This window comes from Cupriavidus oxalaticus (assembly GCF_004768545.1).
Classification (GTDB): Bacteria; Pseudomonadota; Gammaproteobacteria; order Burkholderiales; family Burkholderiaceae; genus Cupriavidus; species Cupriavidus oxalaticus_A.
Genome location: NZ_CP038635.1, coordinates 466045 through 488193 on the forward strand (window position 1 = coordinate 466045; position 22149 = coordinate 488193).

General features: G+C 65.9%; 24 protein-coding genes and 1 other RNA gene. 11 read left to right on the forward strand and 14 right to left on the reverse strand.

Annotation, left to right across the window (positions count from 1 at the left end; all coding sequences use genetic code 11):
- Nucleotides 1-4: 4 nt before the first annotated feature.
- Nucleotides 5-844, forward strand: a complete 840-nt coding sequence (locus tag E0W60_RS12965; protein WP_135704452.1) for a DUF3025 domain-containing protein — start codon at nucleotides 5-7, stop codon at nucleotides 842-844.
- Between the two features lie 23 nt (nucleotides 845-867).
- Nucleotides 868-1208: RNase P RNA component class A (gene rnpB, locus E0W60_RS12970), an RNA gene on the forward strand.
- Nucleotides 1209-1262: 54 nt separating this feature from the next.
- On the opposite strand, the gene E0W60_RS12975 is transcribed toward rnpB, so the two are convergent.
- A complete protein-coding gene (locus E0W60_RS12975) occupies nucleotides 1263-1685 on the reverse strand; it encodes an OsmC family protein (RefSeq protein ID WP_133093723.1) in 423 nt (140 codons plus the stop codon).
- A gap of 709 nt (nucleotides 1686-2394) precedes the next feature.
- On the opposite strand from E0W60_RS12975, the gene rplM reads away from it, so the two are divergent.
- The 4 genes from rplM to erpA all read left to right on the forward strand — a co-directional run bounded on the left by rplM (nucleotide 2395) and on the right by erpA (nucleotide 4447).
- Complete coding sequence (gene rplM / locus E0W60_RS12980) at nucleotides 2395-2823, forward strand: 50S ribosomal protein L13 (protein ID WP_010813907.1); 429 nt, start codon at nucleotides 2395-2397, stop codon at nucleotides 2821-2823.
- Nucleotides 2824-2835: 12 nt separating this feature from the next.
- Complete coding sequence (gene rpsI / locus E0W60_RS12985; RefSeq protein WP_018312775.1) at nucleotides 2836-3228, forward strand: 30S ribosomal protein S9; 393 nt, start codon at nucleotides 2836-2838, stop codon at nucleotides 3226-3228.
- Between the two features lie 251 nt (nucleotides 3229-3479).
- Nucleotides 3480-3977: a bactofilin family protein gene (locus tag E0W60_RS12990; protein ID WP_133093724.1), complete on the forward strand. Its 498-nt coding sequence runs from the start codon at nucleotides 3480-3482 to the stop codon at nucleotides 3975-3977.
- Nucleotides 3978-4078: 101 nt separating this feature from the next.
- Entirely contained in the window at nucleotides 4079-4447 is a 369-nt protein-coding gene (erpA, locus tag E0W60_RS12995) for an iron-sulfur cluster insertion protein ErpA (protein WP_010813904.1), read from the forward strand.
- Nucleotides 4448-4506: 59 nt separating this feature from the next.
- On the opposite strand, the gene E0W60_RS13000 is transcribed toward erpA, so the two are convergent.
- A complete protein-coding gene (locus tag E0W60_RS13000; protein ID WP_135704454.1) occupies nucleotides 4507-5316 on the reverse strand; it encodes a phytanoyl-CoA dioxygenase family protein in 810 nt (269 codons plus the stop codon).
- Between the two features lie 90 nt (nucleotides 5317-5406).
- On the opposite strand from E0W60_RS13000, the gene E0W60_RS13005 reads away from it, so the two are divergent.
- Nucleotides 5407-6324 (forward strand): LysR family transcriptional regulator, encoded by a 918-nt coding sequence (locus E0W60_RS13005; protein WP_135704456.1) that lies wholly within the window; start codon nucleotides 5407-5409, stop codon nucleotides 6322-6324.
- Here E0W60_RS13005 and E0W60_RS13010 read toward each other — a convergent pair.
- Both E0W60_RS13010 and E0W60_RS13015 read right to left on the reverse strand, forming a co-directional pair.
- Complete coding sequence (locus E0W60_RS13010) at nucleotides 6312-7397, reverse strand: anhydro-N-acetylmuramic acid kinase (RefSeq protein WP_218959691.1); 1086 nt, start codon at nucleotides 7395-7397, stop codon at nucleotides 6312-6314. The genes E0W60_RS13005 and E0W60_RS13010 overlap by 13 nt on opposite strands.
- Before the next feature lie 52 nt (nucleotides 7398-7449).
- A complete protein-coding gene (locus E0W60_RS13015) occupies nucleotides 7450-8844 on the reverse strand; it encodes a M23 family metallopeptidase (protein WP_133093728.1) in 1395 nt (464 codons plus the stop codon).
- 270 nt (nucleotides 8845-9114) lie between these two features.
- On the opposite strand from E0W60_RS13015, the gene tyrS reads away from it, so the two are divergent.
- The 4 genes from tyrS (at nucleotide 9115) to E0W60_RS13035 (ending at nucleotide 12259) form a co-directional block, all read left to right on the forward strand.
- Complete coding sequence (tyrS, locus tag E0W60_RS13020; RefSeq protein WP_133093729.1) at nucleotides 9115-10356, forward strand: tyrosine--tRNA ligase; 1242 nt, start codon at nucleotides 9115-9117, stop codon at nucleotides 10354-10356.
- A gap of 10 nt (nucleotides 10357-10366) precedes the next feature.
- The gene (dtd, locus tag E0W60_RS13025; RefSeq protein WP_135704460.1) at nucleotides 10367-10828 is read left to right on the forward strand and encodes a D-aminoacyl-tRNA deacylase; all 462 of its coding nucleotides are present in this window, start codon (nucleotides 10367-10369) and stop codon (nucleotides 10826-10828) included.
- 79 nt (nucleotides 10829-10907) lie between these two features.
- Nucleotides 10908-11555, forward strand: a complete 648-nt coding sequence (locus E0W60_RS13030) for a YbhB/YbcL family Raf kinase inhibitor-like protein (RefSeq protein WP_135704462.1) — start codon at nucleotides 10908-10910, stop codon at nucleotides 11553-11555.
- 29 nt (nucleotides 11556-11584) lie between these two features.
- On the forward strand, nucleotides 11585-12259 hold the full coding sequence (locus E0W60_RS13035) for a histidine phosphatase family protein (protein ID WP_133093732.1): 675 nt from the start codon (nucleotides 11585-11587) through the stop codon (nucleotides 12257-12259).
- A 40-nt stretch (nucleotides 12260-12299) separates the two neighbouring features.
- Here the strand turns inward: E0W60_RS13035 and E0W60_RS13040 are convergent, their stop codons facing one another.
- The 10 genes from E0W60_RS13040 to dusB form a co-directional block, all read right to left on the reverse strand.
- A complete protein-coding gene (locus E0W60_RS13040; RefSeq protein WP_133093733.1) occupies nucleotides 12300-13025 on the reverse strand; it encodes a queuosine precursor transporter in 726 nt (241 codons plus the stop codon).
- Between the two features lie 175 nt (nucleotides 13026-13200).
- Nucleotides 13201-13785 (reverse strand): BPSL1445 family SYLF domain-containing lipoprotein, encoded by a 585-nt coding sequence (locus E0W60_RS13045; protein ID WP_133093734.1) that lies wholly within the window; start codon nucleotides 13783-13785, stop codon nucleotides 13201-13203.
- A gap of 44 nt (nucleotides 13786-13829) precedes the next feature.
- Complete coding sequence (locus E0W60_RS13050; protein ID WP_240745920.1) at nucleotides 13830-14444, reverse strand: hypothetical protein; 615 nt, start codon at nucleotides 14442-14444, stop codon at nucleotides 13830-13832.
- A gap of 214 nt (nucleotides 14445-14658) precedes the next feature.
- Nucleotides 14659-15714, reverse strand: coding sequence for a Holliday junction branch migration DNA helicase RuvB (gene ruvB, locus E0W60_RS13055; RefSeq protein ID WP_133093735.1), 1056 nt, complete (start codon nucleotides 15712-15714; stop codon nucleotides 14659-14661).
- A gap of 46 nt (nucleotides 15715-15760) precedes the next feature.
- Nucleotides 15761-16342, reverse strand: a complete 582-nt coding sequence (gene ruvA, locus E0W60_RS13060) for a Holliday junction branch migration protein RuvA (RefSeq protein ID WP_133093736.1) — start codon at nucleotides 16340-16342, stop codon at nucleotides 15761-15763.
- A 74-nt stretch (nucleotides 16343-16416) separates the two neighbouring features.
- Nucleotides 16417-17595, reverse strand: coding sequence for a glycerophosphodiester phosphodiesterase (locus E0W60_RS13065; protein WP_135706207.1), 1179 nt, complete (start codon nucleotides 17593-17595; stop codon nucleotides 16417-16419).
- A 91-nt stretch (nucleotides 17596-17686) separates the two neighbouring features.
- On the reverse strand, nucleotides 17687-18232 hold the full coding sequence (gene ruvC / locus E0W60_RS13070; RefSeq protein WP_133093737.1) for a crossover junction endodeoxyribonuclease RuvC: 546 nt from the start codon (nucleotides 18230-18232) through the stop codon (nucleotides 17687-17689).
- A gap of 847 nt (nucleotides 18233-19079) precedes the next feature.
- A complete protein-coding gene (gene purH / locus E0W60_RS13075; protein ID WP_063236800.1) occupies nucleotides 19080-20654 on the reverse strand; it encodes a bifunctional phosphoribosylaminoimidazolecarboxamide formyltransferase/IMP cyclohydrolase in 1575 nt (524 codons plus the stop codon).
- Between the two features lie 22 nt (nucleotides 20655-20676).
- The gene (locus tag E0W60_RS13080) at nucleotides 20677-20910 is read right to left on the reverse strand and encodes a Fis family transcriptional regulator (RefSeq protein WP_019447044.1); all 234 of its coding nucleotides are present in this window, start codon (nucleotides 20908-20910) and stop codon (nucleotides 20677-20679) included.
- Complete coding sequence (dusB, locus tag E0W60_RS13085; protein ID WP_133093738.1) at nucleotides 20907-21974, reverse strand: tRNA dihydrouridine synthase DusB; 1068 nt, start codon at nucleotides 21972-21974, stop codon at nucleotides 20907-20909. Before dusB ends, E0W60_RS13080 begins: the two co-directional genes overlap by 4 nt.
- Nucleotides 21975-22149: the final 175 nt, after the last annotated feature.

Genomic DNA, 22149 nt, shown 5'->3' on the forward strand with positions numbered 1-22149 from the left:
GGCATTGCCAGCCGGAGCAACTGCGGCGGGCGAATCCTTCGCCGCCGCGCTGGCCGGGATCGACTGGTCCCGGCCATGGTTCCAACCCTTTGCCCCGCGCGGCGCGGCGCTGGCCGCGGCAGTGCAGGGCGGGGCCGACCTGCGGGCACTGCTCGATGCAGAGTCTGGCGCAATGGGCCTGCAGAACGCGCGCGGCCTGCCGCTGCGCTTTGTCCCGCAACTGGCCTTGCCCGAGGGCAGCGCCTACGAAGCGCATATCGACGCCACCGGCGAGGTCCCGACGCGCGACAATCTCCACGATTTCTTCAATGCCCTGGTCTGGCTGTATTTCCCCCAGGCCAAGCGCGTGCTCAATCAGATCCAGGCCACGGTGATCGCGCGCGAAGGTGTACGGACCGCGCGCGGCGGCGTACGCGACGCGGCCACGCTGTTCGACGAGAACGCGGTGCTGTTCCTGAGCGAAGACGACGAACATGCCGAAGCGCTGCGAGGGTTTGCCTGGCAGCAGCTCTTTGTCGACCAACGGCACGCGTGGGCCGCCGCCTGCAGGGTCGTGCCGTTCGGCCATGCACTGCTGGAAAAGCTGGTGCGGCCGTACAAAGCCGTGACCGCGCATGCCTGGACGCTGCCGCTGGTGGCGGATGGCGCGCTGGACAAGGCGGTGGCGTTGTCGCTGCAAGACGCTGCCGCAGCCGGCACGCTGCGCGGCGGCCGCTGCTTCGCTCCGTTGCCTGTCATGGGGATCCCGGGGTGGTGTGACGACAACGCCTCGCCTGATTTCTATGCCGACACCACGGTGTTCCGGCCCGGGCGCATGCGGGATTTACGCCGGCAACCCGATTGAATCGGTGTTAGACTGCGGCCCGCAAAGCAGGCCAGGCAACCGCTGCCTGTACCGCAAGGTGCAGGGGGAGGAAAGTCCGGACTCCACAGGGCAGGGTGTTGGCTAACAGCCATCCACGGCAACGTGCGGAATAGGGCCACAGAGACGAGTCTTGCCGCCGGGTTCGCCCGGCGGCAAGGGTGAAACGCGGTAACCTCCACCTGGAGCAATCCCAAATAGGCAGGCGATGAAGCGGCCCGCTGAGTCTGCGGGTAGGGAGCTGGAGCCGGCTGGTAACAGCCGGCCTAGAGGAATGGTTGTCACGCGCCGCTGGCCGCAAGGCGGGCGGTGCGCACAGAATCCGGCTTATCGGCCTGCTTTGCTTCAGTCTTCGGCATGACCCGGCGCCTTCGCGGCACACCGGGCCGGCCAACTTCCATCAGCCTTCGACGATTTCCATCGTGTGCGTGATCTCGGCCGTCTTGGCCAGCATGATCGACGCCGAGCAGTACTTCTCGTGCGACAGCTTGATGGCGCGCTCGACCGTGGCGGGGTTGAGATTCTTGCCGGTCACCACAAAATGGAAGTTGATGCGGGTGAAGACCTTGGGGTCCTCGCTGGCACGGTCGGCCTGAAGCTGCACGCTGCAGCCGGTCACCTCCTGGCGGCCGCGCTTGAGGATCAGCACCACGTCATAGGCCGTGCAGCCGCCGGTGCCGACCAGCACCATTTCCATCGGCCGCGGCGCAAGGTTATGGCCACCGCCCTCGGGAGCGCCGTCCATCGCGACGATATGGCCGCTGCCGGTCTGGGCGACGAAGCTCATGCCGTCCACGCCCATCCAAGTTACTTTGCATTCCATTTTGTTCGTTCCTGTCGTTTCTGTTGTGGTATTGCGATCACAAGCGCGTGACCCCGAATCTTGCATTTCTGAGTATATGGCATCGTCAAGTTCGGCCGCCGGCTGCCGATATCCTTAGGAAATCTGAGGGTTTCCTCTAATGTGACAACTCGACGACATTGGCACTTTTGGTTTAAGTGTTTGAATATTAAGAAGATTTTATGGGTGTGCGGAGAGGCTTTTTCTTACCACAATACGAAATCGCATTTCGCACTACAAATTTCCCTTGCATCCGGGAAAACCCCATGTATAATTTCAATCATTGAACGACGGCGCTGACAGCGCGCCAGAGTGCGAAAGCGAAGCCTCCCGGCCAAGCCCTCCGCACCGCCCGCAGGTCCCACCGTCGATCTCCAAGTGTCTCCTCCACCCTCCTCCTTTGGTGGATTCAAACCCAAGCTAAACCAGCTTGGGTTTTTTTTCGCCCCTGCTATCGAAGTGGCCCACGCTGCTCGGGTAGTCGATTTGCGGCAACGATCTTGACGAAAACCCCAGTCTTTGCTTGTGCCAGCCCGGGACCCGCCATTATAATCGTGGGCTTTTCCGTCATGCCCGCGGGAAAGAGAAGCAGCATCCGGCCAGTCCCCAGGACGGGCCACAAGACTTGCAGGGGCGAGCACAAGCCTTCGCGAGTCGGATTTCGGGCACGAACTAATAGTCAGGAAAAATCATGAAGACCTTTTCCGCCAAGCCTCATGAGGTAAAGCGCGACTGGTACGTGATTGACGCGACGGACAAAGTCCTCGGCCGTGTCGCCAGCGAAGTGGCACGCCGTCTGCGCGGCAAGCACAAGCCGGAATTCACTCCGCACGTCGACACGGGTGATTACATCATCATCGTCAATGCAGCCAAGCTGCGTGTCACGGGTACCAAGGAAACGGACAAGAAGTACTATCGCCATTCGGGTTACCCGGGCGGTATCTACGAAACGACGTTCGGCAAGATGCAGCAGCGTTTCCCGGGCCGTGCCCTGGAAAAGGCTGTGAAGGGCATGCTGCCGAAGGGTCCGCTGGGCTACGCGATGATCAAGAAGCTGAAGGTTTACGCCGAAGCCGAGCATCCGCATGAAGCGCAGCAGCCCAAGGCGCTGGAAATCTAAGGAGGCCAATCCATGATCGGTAACTGGAATTACGGTACTGGCCGCCGCAAGAGCGCTGTGGCTCGTGTCTTCATCAAGTCGGGCAAGGGCGACATCGTCGTCAACGGCAAGCCCATCAAAGAGTATTTCGCTCGCGAAACCTCGCTGATGATCGTGCGCCAGCCCCTGGAACTGACCGCCCACGGCGAAACGTTCGACATCAAGGTCAACGTGACCGGTGGTGGCGAAACGGGCCAGGCCGGCGCAGTGCGCCACGGCATCACCCGCGCCCTGATCGACTACGACGCGACCCTGAAGTCGGCCCTGTCGAAGGCTGGCTACGTCACGCGCGATGCACGTGAAGTCGAGCGTAAGAAGGTCGGCTTCCACAAGGCGCGTCGTCGCAAGCAGTTCTCGAAGCGCTGATGCGTTTTCGCGGTCCTGGTCCCTGCCGGATGCCGCGAAATCCAGAAAAACCGCACGCTGGCCGTGCGGTTTTTTTTCGCCTGTTCCCTGCGGATTCACATCCGGCTGCCGAAATAGCGGGTGGAGCCAGACTTTTGTGGGGTATGCGCTGCACGCGGATACAATCACGCCCTGTCGCTATCGGCAAGCCGTCTGTCATGGCGACGCGCCCCGGGCCCGGCGGCCCGGTACGAACGAGAGAGGAGTGAGCGATGTTGTTTTCGAAGAAGAAGGGCCTTTCGATCGATACGCTGATCGGCGCAGACACCGCCATCGACGGCGACCTGGTGTTTGCCGGAGGCCTGCGGCTGGATGGGCGTGTGCGCGGCAACGTCACCGCGGCGCCGGGCAAGGCAAGCATGCTGGTGGTCAGCGAGAAGGGTATGGTCGAAGGCGAGATCAGCGTCGGCCACCTGGTGCTGAATGGCACGGTGAAGGGGCCGGTGCAAGCGACCGACCTGCTGGAGTTGCAGCCGCAGGCCCGCGTGCTGGGAGACGTGCGTTATGCGGCGCTGGAGATGCACCAGGGAGCACTGGTCGAAGGGAGGCTGGTGCCGCTGGCACAGGGCGCGGCCGGTGAAGTCAAGGCGTTGCCCAACGTGATCGATGGCGGTGCCGTAACGGAAGTGACGGAAAAGACGGCTGAAACAGATGCTGCGGACGACGAAACTCCGCCAGACGCAGCCAGTCCCACCGAAAAGGCCGCCTGAGCGGCCTGCCGCACGTCCGGAAACCCTTGAAAACAAAGGGGTTCGGCACGATCTTCCAGTAGCGCTTAGAATACAGGCGTATCTAAACAGGAGAACACCCCATGAACGCAGTCGCAGAGGCACCCGTTACCGAGGACGTGCCGGCACCGTTCGTCTTTACCGACAGCGCCGCCGACAAGGTCAAGCAGTTGATCGAGGAAGAGGGCAATGCCGAGCTGAAACTGCGCGTGTTCGTGCAGGGCGGCGGCTGCTCGGGCTTCCAGTACGGCTTTACCTTCGACGAGGAAGTCAACGAAGACGACACCACCATGGTCAAGAACGGCGTCACCCTGCTGATCGACTCGATGAGCTACCAGTACCTGGTCGGCGCCGAGATCGACTACAAGGAAGACATCAACGGCGCCCAGTTTGTGATCAAGAACCCGAATGCCTCGACCACCTGCGGTTGCGGCTCGTCGTTCTCGGTCTGAGCGGTTCCGCCCCCAAAAAAACGCACCTTCGGGTGCGTTTTTTTGTTTCGGGATCGTGACTACTGGCCGGCGCGCCAGACCACCGGAAACCAGTCCTCGCGCAAGCGCTCGCCGGTCTGCTGGCCGATGCCGGGAAACGGGGGCGAGGTACGTCCCGGCCGTTGCATGAAGCGCACGTCGTCCCCAAGGAAACGCGCCGAGAACGCGCGCCGGCGGCCGGTGCCGGTATTGCCCGCGGCGCCGTGCACGGTGCGGAAGTCGAATACCAGCGCATCGCCCGGTTCCAGTTCGGGCGCAAGCAGCGTGTGGCTGCCGTCCTCGACATCCGGCATGTCCATGAATGCACTGTCATCGTTGCCCTGGCCGCCATAGAAGCTTTCGTTGCTGGCCCAGCGCCTGGGCCGTACCAGCCGCGGCCAGCGATGCGAGCCGGCCACCACGCGCAGCGTATTGGCCTGCGTGACGGGATCCAGCGGGATCCAGTAGCTCGCGGTCTGGGTGCCGTCGACGCAGTAGTAGGGCAGGTCCTGGTGCCACGGCGTGGGCTTGGCCGTGCCAGGCTCCTTCACCAGGATGTGTTCGTGGAACACCTGCACGGCCTGCGATTGCATGATGCGGCCGGCGATGGACCCCGCCGCGGACTGGCGGATAAAAGCATCGAACGGCGCGATGCGCTGCCAATTGCAGTAGTCCTCGAAAAAGCGCCCGCCTTCGCCGGGCCGTACGTTCTCGATGGCGAAAGGGCCAGGCTCGGCCAGGTTCTGCGCGAAGCCTTCGCGCAGGGTCTCGATCCACTCCGCGAACGCGCCGCGCAGCACCAGCACGCCGTCGCGCTGGTAGGTATCGATCTGTTCCTGGGTAATTTCCATGGCGGGGGCTCCGTTTGACGATGCTCGCAGTATCGGCATCCGTCATGGATAGGAAAAGCATATATTTCCTATGGTGTGATATAGGAAAATATGATCCCTTTCTCTTTCCGCCAGCTCGAGTACTTCGTCGCCGCCGCCGAGCACGGCAGCATCAGCGCGGCGGCGCGCGCCCGCCATGTGTCGCAGCCGTCTGTATCGACCGCGATCGCACAGCTGGAAGACACGCTGGGAGAGCCGCTGTTCCGGCGCCAGGTCAGCCGCGGCCTGGCGCTGACGCCGGCCGGCCAGCGCCTGCTTGGCCGTGCGCGCGACATATTGGCGCTGGCGGCGGGCCTGACTACCGACGAAGCGGGCGAGCGCGGCCTGAGCGGCCAGTTGTCGCTGACGTGTTTCCAGGACCTGGGGCCGTATTTCGTGCCGCGCCTGCTGGCCGGCTTCCGCGAGCGGCACCCCCGGGTCTCGGTGACGCTGTTCGAGGCTGACCTCGCCACCGTGCACCGCGCGCTGCAGGCCGGCAAGGCGGAACTGGCGCTGACCTACGACCTCGGGCTGGATGCCCGCACCGAGCGCTGCACACTTGCGCAACTGCCCCCCTACGCGCTGCTGCCCGCTGGACACGCGCTGGCGCACAGCGCAGATGTGAGCCTGGCCGACCTTGCCCGCGAGCGTCTGATCCTGGAGGACATCCCGCAGACTCGCGAGTACTTCCTGTCGCTGTTCTGGGCGCATGGTTTGCACCCGGCACTGCACCAGTACACGCAGACCTTCGAGATGCAGCGCGGACTGGTCGCGCACGGCTACGGCGTGGCGCTGTCTTGCACCCGGCCGGCGGGGGACCACAGCTACGACGGCATGCCGATCGCCTGCCTGCCGCTACGCGAGCCGGTGACGCCGCAGCGCGTGGTGCTGGCGCGCTCGCCGGCCATGCGGCCGTCGCCGCTGGCGCAGGCATTCATGACGTATGTGGAGGAGGGCGGCGCCGGCGCGGAAGCGGTTCAGCGCGGATAGATCGCGCCCAGCACGCGCTGGCCGGCAGCGCCGGTCACGGTTGGCACGTTGCCAGGCAGGCGCAGCGTGCACTGGCGCGCCAGCCAGGCAAAGGCGATGGCTTCCACCTGAGAGACCGGCACGCCATAGTGTTCCGAGGTTTCGATGGCCACGCCAGGCAGCGCCTGCGCCAGCCGCGTCATCACGAAGGCGTTACGGGCGCCGCCGCCGCAGACCACGAGGCGCCTTGCGTCACGCGCATGGGTACGGATATCGCGCGCGATGGCTTCGGCGGTCAGCGCCGCCAGCGTCGCCTGCACGTCATCAGGCGCGAGGTGCCCGAAAGCCTGCAGCTGGATATCGAGCCAGCCGGGATGGAACAGGTCGCGGCCGGTGCTCTTGGGCGGCGGCGCGCTGAAGTAAGGATCCGCCAGGCACCGCGCCAGCAGCGCATCGTCGACGCGCCCGCTGGCCGCCCAGTCGCCATTGCTGTCGAACGGCAGCTCGCGGTGGCGATGGATCCAGTAGTCGAGCAGCGCATTGCCCGGGCCGCAGTCGAAACCGCTGACGGCGCCGGTGGCAGGCAGGATGCTGATATTGGAAATGCCGCCGATATTGCAGGCGACACGAGTCTCGACGTCGCTGCCGAACAGCGCATGATGCAGCGCCGGCACCAGCGGTGCGCCCTGGCCGCCGGCGGCGACGTCGCGGCTGCGGAAATCCGCCACCACATCGATGCCGGTGAGTTCGGCCAACCGGGCCGGATGCTGGCTCTGGCGCGTGTAGCCGATGCCGTCGTACAGGCCGGGCCGGTGCCGGATGGTCTGGCCATGCGCGCCGATCGCGGCGACCGCGGCGGCCGGCACGCCGGCCTCGCGCAGCAGCGTGGCCACGCAGGCGGCGTAGACCTCGGCCAGCGCATTGGCCGCCAGTGCCTCGCGGTGGATCTCGTTCTCGCCCGGCTGCTGCAGGGCGCCGTATGCGGCGCGCAGCGCCTCGGGGAAAGGTTCGCTGGCGGCGGCCAGTACTTCCGGCCGCGCGCCGCTGAAATCGACCAGCACCGCATCGGCACCGTCCATGCTGGTGCCGGACATGATGCCGATATAGCGTTCGCTGCCTGGCTCGGGCGGGGTCACGGTCGGCGCGTCAGTTGGAAGCGGTCAGCACGTTGTAGGCACGCAGCGCATTGATGCGGCTGAGCAGCCCGCTGGTGTAGGTCTGGAATTCCTGGCGCGACTTGCCGCTCAGCGGCGGGGATTCCATCAGCGTGATGGTCAGCGGGTTCTGCGGCACGTCGTTGAAGCGGAACTCATAGTGCAGGTGCGGCCCGGTAGCCCAGCCGGTCGAGCCGACATAGCCGATCAGCTGGCCTTGCCGCACCGGCTGGCCCTGGCGCATGCCGGCAAAGCCGGACAGGTGCGCGTAGTAGGTCGAGTAGCCGTTGGCATGGCTCAGGATGACGATATTGCCGTAGCCGTTCTGCTGGCCGACGAATTCGACCACGCCATCGCCGGTGGCCAGCACCTTGGTGCCGGTCGGGGCGGCGAAGTCCACGCCCTTGTGCTGGGCCCAGTCGTGGTGCAGCGGATGCTCGCGGCCGCCGAAGCCCGACGACACGCGCGAGAACTCCACCGGCGAACGCAGGAACGGCCGCTTCATGCTGCGCCCGTCGAACGTGTAATAGGCGCCGGCGCCATCCTTGCCATCTTCGGGCGAGAACCACAGCGCCTGGTGCAGCTGGTTACGGTTGATCAGTTCGATCGCGATCACGCGGCCGTTGCGCACGAAGGTGCCGTCGCGGAAGCCGGCTTCATAGATGATGCGGAAGCGGTCGCCGCTGGCGATATCGTGGTGGAAGTCGATCACGCCGGAGAAGATCGACAGCATCTGCTGCACGACCTCGTCGGGCACGTTGGCCGCGTCCATGGCCTTGAAGAAGCCGGCGCCGGAAATCGCGCCCGACGCCATCTCGTAGTGCACGTCGTTGTCGACGCGCTGGACCTTGGCCTTGTAGGCGGCGGTGCCGTTGCCGGTGGCCGCGCGCACGCGCTCGATCACCAGCTCGCGCGAGGCCGCGGCGTCGCCGCCGAGGTTGGCCTGCAGCGACACCAGCATGTTGCTTTCGTCGATCTCCGCTTGCACCGCCTGGCCGGGGTTCAGGCTGAACAGCCCGCGCGCGGTGGGGTTCTTGACGATAAAGGCTTGCGCATCGGGATCGTCCACGCCGAGACGGCGCAGCAGGCTGCCGATGGTGTCGCCGCGCTGCATGCGCTCTTCGCGCACGTACACGGCCTGGCTGTCGGTCAGCAGGTCGAGCTGCTCGCGCACGTCGGGCATGCGCAGGGGCTGCTCGGTGCGCGGGGCGAGAGGATCGTCGAAGGCGCTGCGCGGTGCCACGCCCATCGCCGCGGCCATGCCGAGCGTAAAGATTGCACCCACCGAGGCAGTGAGTTGCTTGCGCCGGCGCGCATGCTGGGGGTTGGTTGGGTCAACAAGAACCACCAGCTCGCGCGCGAAAACTTCGCGGAGTCTTGACCACATCACGTAAAATTCAACCTTGGTCTGAGCACCGCTGCTGCAACGATGTGTCTCGTCTGCCTTCCTCCCCCGAGGTGCGGCGCGTGCTGTTCACTTTATCGGGTCACCTGCATCGGATCGCGGCATCGATTCATTTCGAGGGCTGCGGCAGGTGACGGTTGGCGCACAGGGGAGGCTCCCGCTGGCGCCGGGAAAGGCGGATTATACCAAAAACCGCTGCTCGCGGCTGTCGGAATCTTTCCTAAAATTTCATGTATTTCAAAGACTTACGTCATGACTGAAGTTTCCACGGGCCCCGCGGCCAAATACCCCTTGACGCCGTCGGTGATGCACGCCCTGGAGGTCTCCAAGCGTGGCTGCGACGAACTTCTGATCGAATCCGAATGGGCGCAGAAGCTGGCGCGCAGCGAGGCCACCGGCGTGCCGCTGCGCATCAAGCTGGGCCTGGATCCGACCGCGCCCGACATCCATATCGGCCACACCGTGGTGCTGAACAAGCTGCGCCAGCTGCAGGACCTCGGCCACCAGGTGATCTTCCTGATCGGCGATTTCACCTCGACCATCGGCGATCCGTCGGGCCGCAACAGCACGCGCCCGCCGCTGACGCGCGAGCAGATCGAGGCCAACGCGCAGACCTACTACCGCCAGGCCAGCCTGGTGCTGGACCCGGCCCGCACCGAGATCCGCTACAACAGCGAGTGGTGCGACCCGCTGGGCGCGCGCGGCATGATCCAGCTGGCCGCCAAGTACACCGTGGCCCGGATGATGGAGCGCGACGACTTCACCAAGCGGTTCCGCTCCGGGATTCCGATCTCGGTGCATGAGTTCCTCTACCCGCTGATGCAGGGCTATGACTCGGTCGCGCTCAAGTCCGACCTGGAGCTTGGCGGCACCGACCAGAAGTTCAACCTGCTGGTCGGCCGCGAGCTGCAGAAGGAATACGGCCAGGAGCCGCAGTGCATCCTGACCATGCCGCTGCTGGTGGGCCTGGACGGCGTCGAGAAGATGTCCAAGTCCAAGGGCAACTACGTCGGCGTGACCGAGGCGCCCAACGACATGTTCGGCAAGCTGATGAGCATCTCGGACGACCTGATGTGGCAGTACTACACGTTGCTGTCGTTCCGCCCGCTTGCCGAGATCGACCTGATGAAGCAGGAAATCGCCGCGGGCCGCAACCCGCGCGACTGCAAGGTGCTGTTGGCGCAGGAGATCGTGGCGCGCTTCCACAGCCAGGCCGATGCCGAGAAGGCGCTGGAAGACTTCAACCACCGCGCCCGCGGCGGCGTGCCCGACGATATCCCCGCGGTCAGCCTGGAAGGTGCCCCGCTGGGCATCGCGCAGCTGCTCAAGCAGGCCAACCTGGTACCGTCCACGTCCGAGGCCAACCGCAATATCGAGCAGGGCGGTGTCAAGATCGACGGTGCCACGGTCAGCGATAAGGCCACCAGGGTCGCCGCCGGCACCTACGTCGTGCAGGTCGGCAAGCGCCGCTTCGCGCGCGTGACGCTGTCCTGAGGCGGCGGGCATGATTGCGCTGATCCAGCGTGTCGCGCAGGCCCGCGTGACCGTCGAGGGCCGCACCACCGGCGAGATCGGCGCCGGCCTGCTGGCACTGGTCTGCGCCGAGCGCGGCGACACCGAGGCGCAGGCCGAGCGCCTGCTTGCCAAGATGCTGTCGTACCGGGTGTTTTCGGATGCCGCCGGCAAGATGAACCTGCCGGTGCAGGACATGGACGGCAACGGCAATGCCGGCGGCCTGCTGGTGGTGTCGCAGTTCACGCTGGCGGCCGACACCAACAGCGGCACGCGGCCCAGCTTCACGCCCGCGGCCTCGCCGGAAGACGGCAAGCGGTTGTACGAACATTTCGTGGCGATGGCGCGCGCGGCGCATCCGCAGGTGCAGACCGGCGAGTTCGGCGCGATGATGCAGGTCAGCCTGGTCAACGACGGGCCGGTCACGTTCTGGCTGCGGGTGCCGCCGGCCTGATGCCGAGCGCCAGACCGCAGATCGCAAGACAGATCCCAAGCTGCCGCGCCCCGGCGCGTCATCAAGACAGGAGAGACAAATGAAACTCTGGAGCAAGTCCTTCAACGACAACGCGCCGATCCCTGGCGAGTTTGCTTTCTGCGTGCCCGATGCCGCCAGCCACGTGGCCTTGTCGGCCAACCGCAATCCCGACCTGCACTGGGAAGACGCGCCGGTCGAGACGCGCTCGTTCGTACTGATCTGCCATGACCGCGACGTGCCCAGCAAGGGCGACGACGTCAACCAGGAAGGCCGCGAAGTGCCGGCCTCGCTGCCGCGCGTGGACTTTTTCCACTGGGTGCTGGTCGACATTCCGCCGGGCCTGAGCTCGATCGCGGCCGCCTCGCACAGCGATGGCGTGATCGCGCGCGGCAAGCCGGGTCCCGAGGCCACCGGCGGCACCGCCACCGCGGGTGGCCTGCGCCACGGCATCAACGACTACACCGGCTGGTTCGCCGGCGATGCCGACATGAAGGGCGACTATTTCGGCTATGACGGCCCGTGCCCGCCGTGGAACGACACGCTGCTGCACCACTACGTGTTCACGCTGTATGCGCTGGACATCGACCGCGTGCCGCTGGATGGCACCTTCACCGGCGCGCAGGTGCGCGACGCGATCCAGGGCCACGTGCTGGCGCAGGCCAGCCTGACCGGCACCTACACGCTCAATCCCAAGCTGGCGCAGTAGGCGGCTTCAAGGAAACCGAAGGAATCGGCATGTCGCTAAGCTCCGGGCTGCAATCGCTGGCCTTTACCCACCTGATCGTAATCCGCCATGGCGAAACGGCCTGGAACCGGGAGCGCCGGCTGCAAGGCCAGCTCGATATTCCGCTGAACGAGACCGGCCGCGCCCAGGCGCGCGCGCTGGCTGCCGCGCTGGCCGGCGAGCCGATCGATGCGGTGTATTCCAGCGACCTGTCGCGGGCCATGGAAACCGCTGCGCCGCTCGCCGAAGCGCTCGGGCTGCAGATCCGCCCCGACGCGCGCCTGCGCGAACGCAGCTACGGCACCCTGCAGGGCAAGACCTACGCCGAAGTGGCCGAGGACCTGCCCGAAGACTTTGCCCGCTGGCAGGCGCGCGTGCCGGACTACGCGCCGCCGCAGGGCGAATCGCTGCTCGGTTTCCACGAGCGCACCGTCGACGCCGTGCTGGCGCTGTCGCGCCGCCATCCCGGCGAGCGCATCGCGCTGGTCGCGCACGGTGGCGTGCTCGACTGCCTGTACCGCGAGGCCACCGGCATGACGCTGGAAGCGCCGCGCCAGCATGAGTTGCTCAATGCCAGTGTCAACCGGCTGCGCAGTGACAGCTCGCACCTGACGCTGGCGGCGTGGGGGGACGTGAGCCACCTGGAAAACCTGGCGCTGGACGAGGTGGACCGGCGAGTGCCTTGAAGCTTTGGATGTTCCTTCTCCCGCCCGGCGGGAGAGGGCTTCAGACCCTCACGCGGAACGGCGTGAAGTCGGTATGCCGGTCGAAGTAGTCCTCGTTCTCCGCCCGCTTCAGGAACCCAACCACCTTGTACGTCACCGGCGTCATCACGACTTCCCAGCCGGTCTTCAGCACATACTGCGCCACGGCGACCTGGACTACCTTCTCCAGCGGCCAGATGCCATAGAAGGCGATCACGTAAAACAGCGACGAATCCACCAGTTCGCCCGCCAGGGTCGAGCCGATCGTGCGCGTCCACAGCCACCGCCCCCCTGTCCACAGCTTCATCTTGGCCAGCACATAGCTGTTGGTGAAACTGCCGCAGCAGAATGCGATCAGCGACCCAAGCGCGATGCGCCAGGTGTTGCCAAACACATCCTGCAAGCTCTTCTGATAGTCCGCCATGAATGGCGCGACCGGCATGTTTAGCACCACCAGGCTCATGAAGGTGGCGAACGCCAGCGCGGCAAAGCCGGCCCAGACCACGCGCCGGTCACGGCCATAGCCGTAGACCTCGGTCAGCACGTCGCCAAAGATGTACGAAATCGGAAAGAACAGCACGCCGGCGCCGAAGGTCACCGTGCCGATCACGGGCAGCGTCACCTGCGCCGCCTTGGCCGCGCCGATCAGGTTCGAACACAGCAGCACGGTGACGAACGCCACCATGACGAAGTCATAGTAGCGGTAGACGCGGCCCGGTTGGGTCGTGCTGGCGGGGACGGCGGACATGGGGGCTCCCGGTCGGACGCGCTGGCGCGGTATTTTGGGCGCGATTATGCCAGCGGGCCGCGGATTCCGTCGTGCCTGCCGCGGACCGGTCCAAGCGTTGCTGCGGCCGCCTGAAATGAAGATTCCCGGCCGAAGCCGGGAATTTCGGATGCAGCGGCGCAGCCGGGTGGCCGCGTCAGATCTCCAGCTTGCTGATCTTGGAGCCGTTCACCGAGACGTCGAACATCAGGCCGGCATTGGTCTGCACGAAGGCAATCACCGGCTGCTGGCTGGTCAGGGTGTCGAGCCTGCCGTCCGCCCCGACCTTGGCCACCGCCACGTTGGCATCGGCGCCGGCGGTCCAGCCCTTGCTGGCAACAAACTTGTTGTAGGCCTCCGGGGTCATGAACATGATGATGACGGCCTTGGACTGCCCGCCGGCAGTCAGCCCGACCGAGGCCTGCGTGGTGCTGTAGTAGCCGACCGTCGCACCCTTCGATCGCAGCGCACCCTCGCCGTATTCGCCGCCTACCACCAGGCCGGCCGAGATGACACGCGGGAACACCAGGACCCCCTGCGCACGCTGCGCCAGGTCGCGTGCGCCGGCGTTGGCCGCGAACAGCCGGTTCAACGCCCCGTCCACCCCGGCATCGATTTCCTGCTTCTTGGCGACCGGGTCTTTCGAGGCGCTGGTGCCGGTGGTGGTGCAGCCTGCCGCCATTGCGGTGGCAACGAGCAGGCCCGAGCCGGCAACCCGGGTAACAAAGTGGCGACGATTCATAGGTAACCTCCTGGTGGGGAAAAGTACCGCGCCCGGCACGGTGTTTAGTTGGCTGCGGCCGCCGCCGGTGCCTTGACCGTGATGGCCACCACTTCACGATAGACGAGCTTGGCCATCTGTCCGCGCTTGATCTGGTTCAGGTCGATGGCGGGATCCTCGACCTTGACGGTGCGCAGCGTCTCGCGCGGTCCACGGAACGTGACCAGGCGCTTGGCCGGATCGACCTTGGTGATCTCGGCGGTGACCGTGGTGGTGATCTCGCGCGCGATGCCGGGCTTGCCGCCTTCGGCGGCGCGCGTGGTGCGGTCAACCTGCTCGGCCATGGCCGTGGTCTTGCTGTCGAGCGGCTCCAGCGATGCCACCAGGGCCGCGCCCCGGGTCACGGTGACGATGTCGCCCTTGCGCACCTGGCCGAAGTTCTTCGCTTCGTCGCCCGCGACCAGTTCGACCACATTGCCGCGCGGGCCTTGCACCAGCACCGCCTTGGAGTTGGGATCGATATCAATGATCTTGCCGCTGATCACGGCTTCTTCGGCGACGCCGACGGGACCCTGCGCACGCTGGGCGTTGGCGTTCCCGGCAGCCAGCAGCGCCAATGCGGCACTGGCCAGGGTGGCGGCGAGAAGGGACGAGGCGGAGCGGCGCAGGCGACGGCTCATGGCATTCCTTGCAGGTTCGGAAACCGGTTCACAATGGCGCCGCAACCGCGGGGCAACCTTGGGCTGCCTACTGGACGGTCATCGGCGGGCACCGGCAGGTGCCGATGAAGCCATTGTGGACAATGGGCCATGGGCCAGCAATCCACTTCGAAAAAATTTGGGGCGCGAGATTAAAACGTTTAATTGGCTGATGCCGACGCCCCGTCGCCGCGCCTTACTGCCCGTCGAACAACTCGCCGCCGCCAGGCTGCGGCGACGCCAGCCCAAAATGCCGGTAGGCTGCCGCCGTGGCCACGCGCCCGCGTGGCGTGCGCTGCAGGTAGCCCTGCTGGATCAGGTAGGGCTCGAGCACGTCCTCGATGGTGTCGCGCTCCTCGCCGATGGCCGCGGCCAGGTTGTCCACGCCCACCGGGCCCCCGCCGAACTTGTGCAGCACCGCTTCCAGCAATTTGCGGTCCATCAGGTCGAAGCCGACGCGGTCGACGTCGAGCATGGCCAGCGCGGCATCGGCCATCTCGCGCGTGATGGTGCCGTCGCCCTTGACCTCGGCATAGTCGCGCACGCGGCGCAGCAGCCGGTTGGCGATACGCGGGGTGCCGCGCGCGCGCCGCGCGATCTCCAGCGCGCCCAGCGGATCGATGCTGGCGTGCAGCAACTGCGCCGAACGCGTGACGATGCGCGCCAGTTCCTCGGCGTTGTAGAACTCCAGCCGCGCCACGATGCCGAAGCGGTCGCGCAGCGGATTGGTCAGCATGCCGGCGCGCGTGGTGGCGCCCACCAGCGTGAACGGCTGCAGGTCGAGCTTGACCGAACGGGCCGCCGGGCCTTCGCCGATCATGATGTCGATCTGGTAGTCCTCCAGCGCCGGGTACAGGATCTCCTCGACGACCGGAGACAGCCGGTGGATCTCGTCGATGAAAAGCACGTCGTTGGCTTCCAGGTTGGTCAGCAGCGCCGCCAGGTCGCCCGGGCGCTCCAGCACCGGCCCAGACGTTTGGCGCAGGCCCACGCCCATCTCGCGCGCGATGATATGGGCCAGCGTGGTCTTGCCCAGCCCCGGCGGGCCGAACAGCAGCACGTGGTCGAGCGCCTCGCGCCGCTTGCGCGCGGCGTGCATGAAGATATCGAGCTGCCCGCGCACCTTTTCCTGGCCGACGTACTCGTCCAGCAGCTTGGGCCGCAGCGCGCGCTCGAACGCCTCCTCCTGCGACGAGGCGGGGGTGGCGGAAATTACGCGGGCGGGGGCGGAAAGCTTGTCGGTCTCGATCATGGCGCTGATGGGGGATACCCCGGAAAACACCCCGCCATTCTACGCCTCAGCCCTTGGACAAGGCCTTGAGCGCCAGCTTGATGCCCTCGGACACGCCGGTGCCAGCCGGCACCTGCTTGATTGCCGAGGCGGCTTCCTTCTCCGAGTAGCCCAGCGCAAGCAGCGCGTTGAGCACATCGACGGCGCTGTCGGGCACCGCCGCGGCGCCGGGCGCATGCCCCAGTTCCGCGCCCAGCTTGCCCTTGAGCTCGAGCAGCAGCCGCTCGGCGGTCTTCTTGCCGATGCCCGGCACGCGCGTCAGCCGGCCCGCTTCCTGCAGCGTGATCGCCTGCGCCAGCTCGGATACCGACATGCCCGACAGTACCGCCAGCGCCATGCGCGCGCCGATGCCGCTGATCTTGATCAGCTCGCGGAAGGTATTGCGCTCGGCCGCCGTGCCGAAGCCGTACAGCAGGTGCGCGTCCTCGCGCACGATCAGCTGGGTCAGCAGCGTGACCGGCTGGCCCGACGCCGGCAGGTTATAGAAGGTGCTCATCGGTACGTCGACCTCATAGCCGACGCCATGGCAGTCGACCAGCAGGTGCGGGGGATTCTTCTCGATGAGGGTGCCGGCGATGCGTCCGATCATGTCTGGGCTTGTTGGGTAGGGGATGAAGCGGCCGCAAGTGTACCTCGCGGCCGCATTGCTGCCATCTTGCCGCCTCAGCGATTTGCATCGACCGCGCGGCGCCCCAGCGCCGGGTCGTCGGTGAAGAAGCCATCGACGCCGGCCGCGATGAACGCTTCCAGCTCGCGCACCATGCCCGACGGGCTGCGCGTGGCCTCGTCGCCGCCGGTCTGCAGCGCCTTGGGCAGGAAGCTGTTCTCCGGGCGGAACGTGTAGGGATGGACGAACAGGCTGGCGGCATGGGCCTGGCGGACCAACGCGGTCGGCGCGGCGAGCGCGCCCTGGGCGTCGCGCGGCACGACGCTGCTTTTCTCCGGGCCGATGCCGTCGGCGTAGGACGCCACCTCCCGCAGGCCAGTCGTATTCAGCATGTCGCCGAAGGTGCGGTTGTCGCCGGCGAGCTTCCAGTCGGCGGGACTCTTGCGCGGGTTGCCGACCAGTTGCACCAGCCTGACGTTGGGCTGCGCATGCCCGAACGTGCGGCGCAGCGCGCGCAAGCTGCCGCCTTCGAAGCACTGGATGAACAGCGGTGCCTGGCGGAGGTAAGGCTGGGCGCGCACCGCGGCGGCGAGCTTGTCTTCCATGGGCAGGCCGATGCCGCGGAAATAGCTCGGATGCTTCAGCTCGGCGTAGATGCCGATGGGTTTGCCGGTGCGAAGCGATGCCTGCTCGGCAAGGCGAACAATCTCATCGAAGGTGGGAATCTCGAACTGGTCGTTCAGCCGCGCATTGGCCGGGCGCAGGCGCGGGATGCGCTCGCGCGCGCGCAGCGTCTTGAGTTCGGCCAGCGTGAAGTCTTCGGTGAACCAGCCGGTCAGGCGCTCGCCGTCGATGACCTTGGTGCGCTTGCGGTCGGCGAATTGCGCCACGTCGGCGACATTGGTGGTGCCGGTGATGTCGTTTTCGTGGCGGGCCACCAGTACGCCGTCGCGGGTCATGACGAGGTCGGGCTCGATCGCATCGGCGCCGTCCTCGATCGCCTTGGTGTAGGCGGCCAGCGTGTGTTCGGGGCGCAGCGCGCTGGCGCCGCGATGGGCGATGACCAGCGCCTTCGGTTTCTCCGCGGCGGAGGGCTGCTGCGGCGTGCCTGTTGCCGGGGCCGGCGCCGGCGGCGCATGGGGTTTCGGCCGGGGCGCGGTGACACAGCCGGCGACCAGCATGGCGCCGGCAGCGGCCGCGGTGACCGGGATCCGCCAGCGCCGCAAGGCAAGCATTACGGGGCGGACGAGGACATCAATCTGGGTGGGCATTCAGTATTCCTGCGGGAAGACGAATGCCTGATTGTAAGAGACTCGGGATGCTGGCTCAGCCGACCAGCCGGCCGCGTCGCACACGCATGCCTTTGCGCGCCAGTTCCGGGGCCATGCCGGCCAGTGTGCCCAGCGTATTGCCGCCGTTGGCATGGCAAATGGCCACGCCCAGCGCATCGGCCGCGTCGCTGCCGGGCTGGCCTGGCAGCATCAGCAGGCGGGTCACCATCTCCTGGACCTGCGCCTTGTTGGCGCGGCCGTAGCCGACCACTGCGACCTTCAGCTGCAGCGCGGTGTATTCGAATACCGGCAGGCCGTAGCCGACCAGCCCGCAGATCGCTGCGCCGCGGGCCTGCCCGAGCAGCAGCGTGGATTGCGGGTTGACGTTGACGAAGACCTTTTCGATCGCGGCGCAGTCGGGGGCATAAGTGCGGGAGATCTCGCTGATGCCGTCGTAAAGCGTCTTCAGCCGTTCCGGCAGGCTCTCGTTGCCGTTGCTCTTGATCGTGCCCGAGGCGATGTAGGCAAGCTTGTTGCCTTGTTTCTCGATCACGCCAAAGCCGGTGGTGCGGAGGCCGGGGTCGATGCCTAGGATTCGCATATTGGGTTGAATTGGTGTTCGGTTTTGGCGCTGTGGTCGCTGTTGGTGACATGCTGTCGGCCGTTGAACCGCCTGGTTCCGCCCTCCTGGGCGGGTCACTTTTTGTCCGAGCGACAAAAAGTAACCAAAAAGCGCGTTTACGGCCCTGCGGGCGGGCACTCTTATCGTAGTATGCGGCGGTTTTCGTACGGGGCTTTGCTTCGTTGCAGAGCAGGACTGGCTGACGCCGTGGTGCGCCACGGTGGCTCGGGATCGACGCGGTGATTGAACGAGCCCAGAGCTGTGGGTGGCCCCTGCTGCAGGCGGCATGGTAGGTACGCCTATGGCTGCGCTGCGCGCCGGCCCTCAGGGCAGGGCTGCCGCCCACGTTCTGGTCCGGGCTTCGGGCCCGGCGTCATTCACGACGGCGCTGTGCGAACGCAGCGACGCACTCCGTGCCCGAGCCCTAAATCCCGGATACTGCCGGCGCGCAGCGCAGCCGAAGGCGTTCCTGCGTCGACGCCGGCAGCAGGCGGCCTACGCCCGGCATGGGGATCGTTCAATAGTGGGGTGACGCAGCCACTATCCCAGACTCACCTGGCGTAGCAGGTTCGAACCACCAGCCCCCATCGAACGGAAATCACCACCACCCGAACCACCCACGCCGATGAATTGATAGCCAGCCGCTCAGGCGACGCGTTTTTTGGTTACTTTTTGTCGCTCGGACAAAAAGTGACCCGCCCAGGAGGGCGGAACCAGGCGGTTCAACGGCCGACAGCATGTCATCAACAGCGACAAAGCAGCTTCAACGGCCGACAGCCTGTCACCAACAGCGACAAGCTCCAGCCGTCAAACAAAACAAAACCGCTTAATGCCTGAAATGCCGCGTCCCAGTCAGCACCATCGCAATCCCCCGCTCATCCGCCGCAGCAATCACCTCATCATCCCGCACCGACCCACCCGGCTGAATCACGCAGGTAGCACCCGCATCCACAACAACATCCAACCCATCACGGAACGGGAAAAACGCATCCGACGCCACCGCGGAACCAGCCAGCGTCAGCCCGGCATTCTGCGCCTTGATGCTGGCAATCCGAGCCGAATCCACACGGCTCATCTGCCCGGCACCAACACCCAGCGTCATGCCACCACCACAGAACACGATGGCATTGGACTTGACGAACTTCGCCACCCGCCACGCAAACATCAGGTCATCCATTTCCTTCGGCGTCGGATGACGGCGCGTCACCACGCGCAACTCCGAAGGCTGCACATTCTTGGCATCCGGGCTCTGTACCAGCAGGCCGCCGCCAACACGCTTGAAGTCGAACTGGTTGATGCCCTTGCCCAGCGGAATCTCCAGCAGCCGCACGTTCTGCTTGGCCGCGAACACTGCGCGCGCGGCGGCGCTGAACGACGGCGCGATCAGCACTTCGACGAACTGCTTGGCCACCGCCTGCGCAGCGGCTTCGTCCAGCTCCACGTTGAAAGCGATGATGCCGCCGAAGGCCGAGGTCGAATCGGTCTTGAACGCCTTCTCATACGCTTCCAGCGCGTTGGCACCCAGCGCCACGCCGCACGGATTGGCGTGCTTGATGATGACGCAGGCAGCCCCATTGGCCGCATCGAACGACTTCACGCATTCCCACGCCGCATCGGCGTCGGCGATGTTGTTGTACGACAGCTCCTTGCCCTGCAGCTGCACGTAGTTGGCCAGCGCGCCATCCACCGCCTTCAGGTCCCGGTAGAACGCCGCCGATTGATGCGGGTTCTCGCCGTAGCGCATTTCCTGGACCTTGTCGAACGCCAGGTTCAGCGTCTGCGGGTAGGCGCTGCGGGCCTGGTGCGACTTGTCGGCACCCAGGCTGGTCAGGTAGTTGGTGATGGCACCGTCGTACTGCGCCGTGTGCGCGAACACCTTGGTCGCCAGGCGGAAGTTGGTGTCATAGCCAACCGCATTGCCGTTGGCACGCATTTCGTCGAGCACCACGGCGTAGTCGGCCGGATCGACGATCACGGTCACGTCGCGGTGGTTCTTGGCCGCCGAGCGCAGCATGGTCGGGCCGCCGATGTCGATGTTCTCGATCGCGTCCGGCAGCGTGCAGTCATCCTTGGCCACGGTCTGCTGGAACGGGTACAGGTTCACCACCAGCAGGTCGATCGTGGGGATGTTGTGCTCGGCCAGCGCGGCCATGTGCTCGGGCAGGTCGCGGCGCGCCAGGATGCCGCCGTGGACCTTCGGGTGCAGCGTCTTGACGCGGCCGTCGAGCATTTCCGGGAAGCCGGTGTAGTCGGCCACCTCCGTCACGGGCAGGCCGCTGTCGGCCAGCAGCTTGGCGGTGCCGCCGGTGGAAAGCAGCGTCACGCCGAGCGCGTTCAGTTCGCGCGCGAATTCGACGATGCCGGTCTTGTCGGATACGGAAAGAAGGGCTTGCTTGATCATGGCTGTGGGAAACGCTTCAAATTCAAAGTAAACCGTGCTGCTGCAGCTTCTTGCGCAGCGTGTTGCGATTGATGCCCAGATAGGCGGCCGCCAGCGACTGGTTGCGCTCGGCGCGCACCATCACGGCTTCCAGCAGCGGCCGTTCGACGGCCTCGAGCACCATGTTGTACATATTGGACGGCTCTTCACCGTCCAGGTCGCGAAAATACGTGTCCAGGCTATCCCGGATGCACTGGTCGATAGCGTTGCGGCTCATGCGGCAAGCAACTCCCCGTTATTGTTGTTGTTCGCTTCGTCTTTATCTTGTTTGCCCTGCTCGTCGTCCACGTACACCAGCCGGTCCGAGTACTGCGCCTGCTCGTCGAAGAAGGCGTTGACCGCCGCCAGTTGCTCGGTGGTGGATTCCAGCGTGTTCATCCGGTGCCGGAACAGGTTCGCGCCGCGCAGGCCGCGCGTGTACCAGGCAATATGCTTGCGCGCGGTGCGCACGCCGGTGAACTCGCCGTAGAAGGCGTAGTGGTCTTCCAGGTGCGCGTTCATGATCGCGCGGATCTCGGCCACCTCCGGCGACGGCAGCATTTCGCCGGTCTTCAGGAAGTGCTCGATTTCACGGAACAGCCACGGCCGGCCCTGCGCCGCGCGGCCGATCATGATCGCGTCCGCGCCGGTCAGCGCCAGCACCTGCTTTGCCTTCTGCGGCGTGGTGATGTCGCCGTTGGCGACCACCGGAATCGAGATCGCTGCCTTGACCGCGGCAATGGTCTCGTACTCGGCGTCGCCGTGGTACAGGTCGGCGCGGGTGCGCCCGTGGATGGTGAGCATGCTGATGCCCGCGTCCTCGACCATGCGCGCGATGCGCAGCGCATTGCGGTTCTCGCGGTTCCACCCGGTGCGGATCTTCAGCGTGACCGGCACGCGCTCGCCGACGGCGGCGACCACCGCCTCGACGATGCGCACCACCAGCGGCTCGTTCTGCAGGAGCGCAGAGCCGGCGGCCACGTTGCACACCTTCTTGGCCGGGCAGCCCATGTTGATATCGATGATCTGCGCGCCCCGGTCGACGTTGTAGCGCGCCGCCTCGGCCATCATCGACGGCTCGGCACCGGCGATCTGCACGGAGATGGGCTCGACCTCGCCGGCGTGGTTGGCGCGGCGCATGGTCTTTTCGCTTTTCCACAGCTGTGCGTTGGACGCCACCATTTCCGACACCGCATAGCCGGCGCCGAGCTGCTTGCACAGCTGGCGGAACGGCCGGTCCGTCACGCCCGCCATGGGGGCGACAAACAGGTTGTTGCGGAGTTGGTGAGGTCCGATCTGCACGATAGAGCGACGATAGCGCGGGTTCTGCTGGGGGCCCTGCCGCCCTGGCGGCGCGCGCGCCGCCGACGGGATCGGGATGGCCTGCTCTGGCTCGGGAGCACTTGTGGCGATCGGGCGAAACAGAGACGAAACGGAAAAACATGCCCCTGCCGAAACTGCTGCCGGCGATGGATCG

Coding starts and splice junctions, on each gene's coding strand:
- E0W60_RS12975 (WP_133093723.1), bottom strand. CDS start 1,685: ATGGAATGCAAAGTAACTTGGATGGGCGTGGACGGCATGAGCTTCGTC.
- rplM (WP_010813907.1), top strand. CDS start 2,395: ATGAAGACCTTTTCCGCCAAGCCTCATGAGGTAAAGCGCGACTGGTAC.
- rpsI (WP_018312775.1), top strand. CDS start 2,836: ATGATCGGTAACTGGAATTACGGTACTGGCCGCCGCAAGAGCGCTGTG.
- E0W60_RS12990 (WP_133093724.1), top strand. CDS start 3,480: ATGTTGTTTTCGAAGAAGAAGGGCCTTTCGATCGATACGCTGATCGGC.
- erpA (WP_010813904.1), top strand. CDS start 4,079: ATGAACGCAGTCGCAGAGGCACCCGTTACCGAGGACGTGCCGGCACCG.
- E0W60_RS13000 (WP_135704454.1), bottom strand. CDS start 5,316: ATGGAAATTACCCAGGAACAGATCGATACCTACCAGCGCGACGGCGTG.
- E0W60_RS13005 (WP_135704456.1), top strand. CDS start 5,407: ATGATCCCTTTCTCTTTCCGCCAGCTCGAGTACTTCGTCGCCGCCGCC.
- E0W60_RS13010 (WP_218959691.1), bottom strand. CDS start 7,397: ATGTCCGGCACCAGCATGGACGGTGCCGATGCGGTGCTGGTCGATTTC.
- E0W60_RS13015 (WP_133093728.1), bottom strand. CDS start 8,844: ATGTGGTCAAGACTCCGCGAAGTTTTCGCGCGCGAGCTGGTGGTTCTT.
- tyrS (WP_133093729.1), top strand. CDS start 9,115: ATGACTGAAGTTTCCACGGGCCCCGCGGCCAAATACCCCTTGACGCCG.
- dtd (WP_135704460.1), top strand. CDS start 10,367: ATGATTGCGCTGATCCAGCGTGTCGCGCAGGCCCGCGTGACCGTCGAG.
- E0W60_RS13030 (WP_135704462.1), top strand. CDS start 10,908: ATGAAACTCTGGAGCAAGTCCTTCAACGACAACGCGCCGATCCCTGGC.
- E0W60_RS13035 (WP_133093732.1), top strand. CDS start 11,585: ATGTCGCTAAGCTCCGGGCTGCAATCGCTGGCCTTTACCCACCTGATC.
- E0W60_RS13040 (WP_133093733.1), bottom strand. CDS start 13,025: ATGTCCGCCGTCCCCGCCAGCACGACCCAACCGGGCCGCGTCTACCGC.
- E0W60_RS13045 (WP_133093734.1), bottom strand. CDS start 13,785: ATGAATCGTCGCCACTTTGTTACCCGGGTTGCCGGCTCGGGCCTGCTC.
- E0W60_RS13050 (WP_240745920.1), bottom strand. CDS start 14,444: ATGAGCCGTCGCCTGCGCCGCTCCGCCTCGTCCCTTCTCGCCGCCACC.
- ruvB (WP_133093735.1), bottom strand. CDS start 15,714: ATGATCGAGACCGACAAGCTTTCCGCCCCCGCCCGCGTAATTTCCGCC.
- ruvA (WP_133093736.1), bottom strand. CDS start 16,342: ATGATCGGACGCATCGCCGGCACCCTCATCGAGAAGAATCCCCCGCAC.
- E0W60_RS13065 (WP_135706207.1), bottom strand. CDS start 17,595: ATGCTTGCCTTGCGGCGCTGGCGGATCCCGGTCACCGCGGCCGCTGCC.
- ruvC (WP_133093737.1), bottom strand. CDS start 18,232: ATGCGAATCCTAGGCATCGACCCCGGCCTCCGCACCACCGGCTTTGGC.
- purH (WP_063236800.1), bottom strand. CDS start 20,654: ATGATCAAGCAAGCCCTTCTTTCCGTATCCGACAAGACCGGCATCGTC.
- E0W60_RS13080 (WP_019447044.1), bottom strand. CDS start 20,910: ATGAGCCGCAACGCTATCGACCAGTGCATCCGGGATAGCCTGGACACG.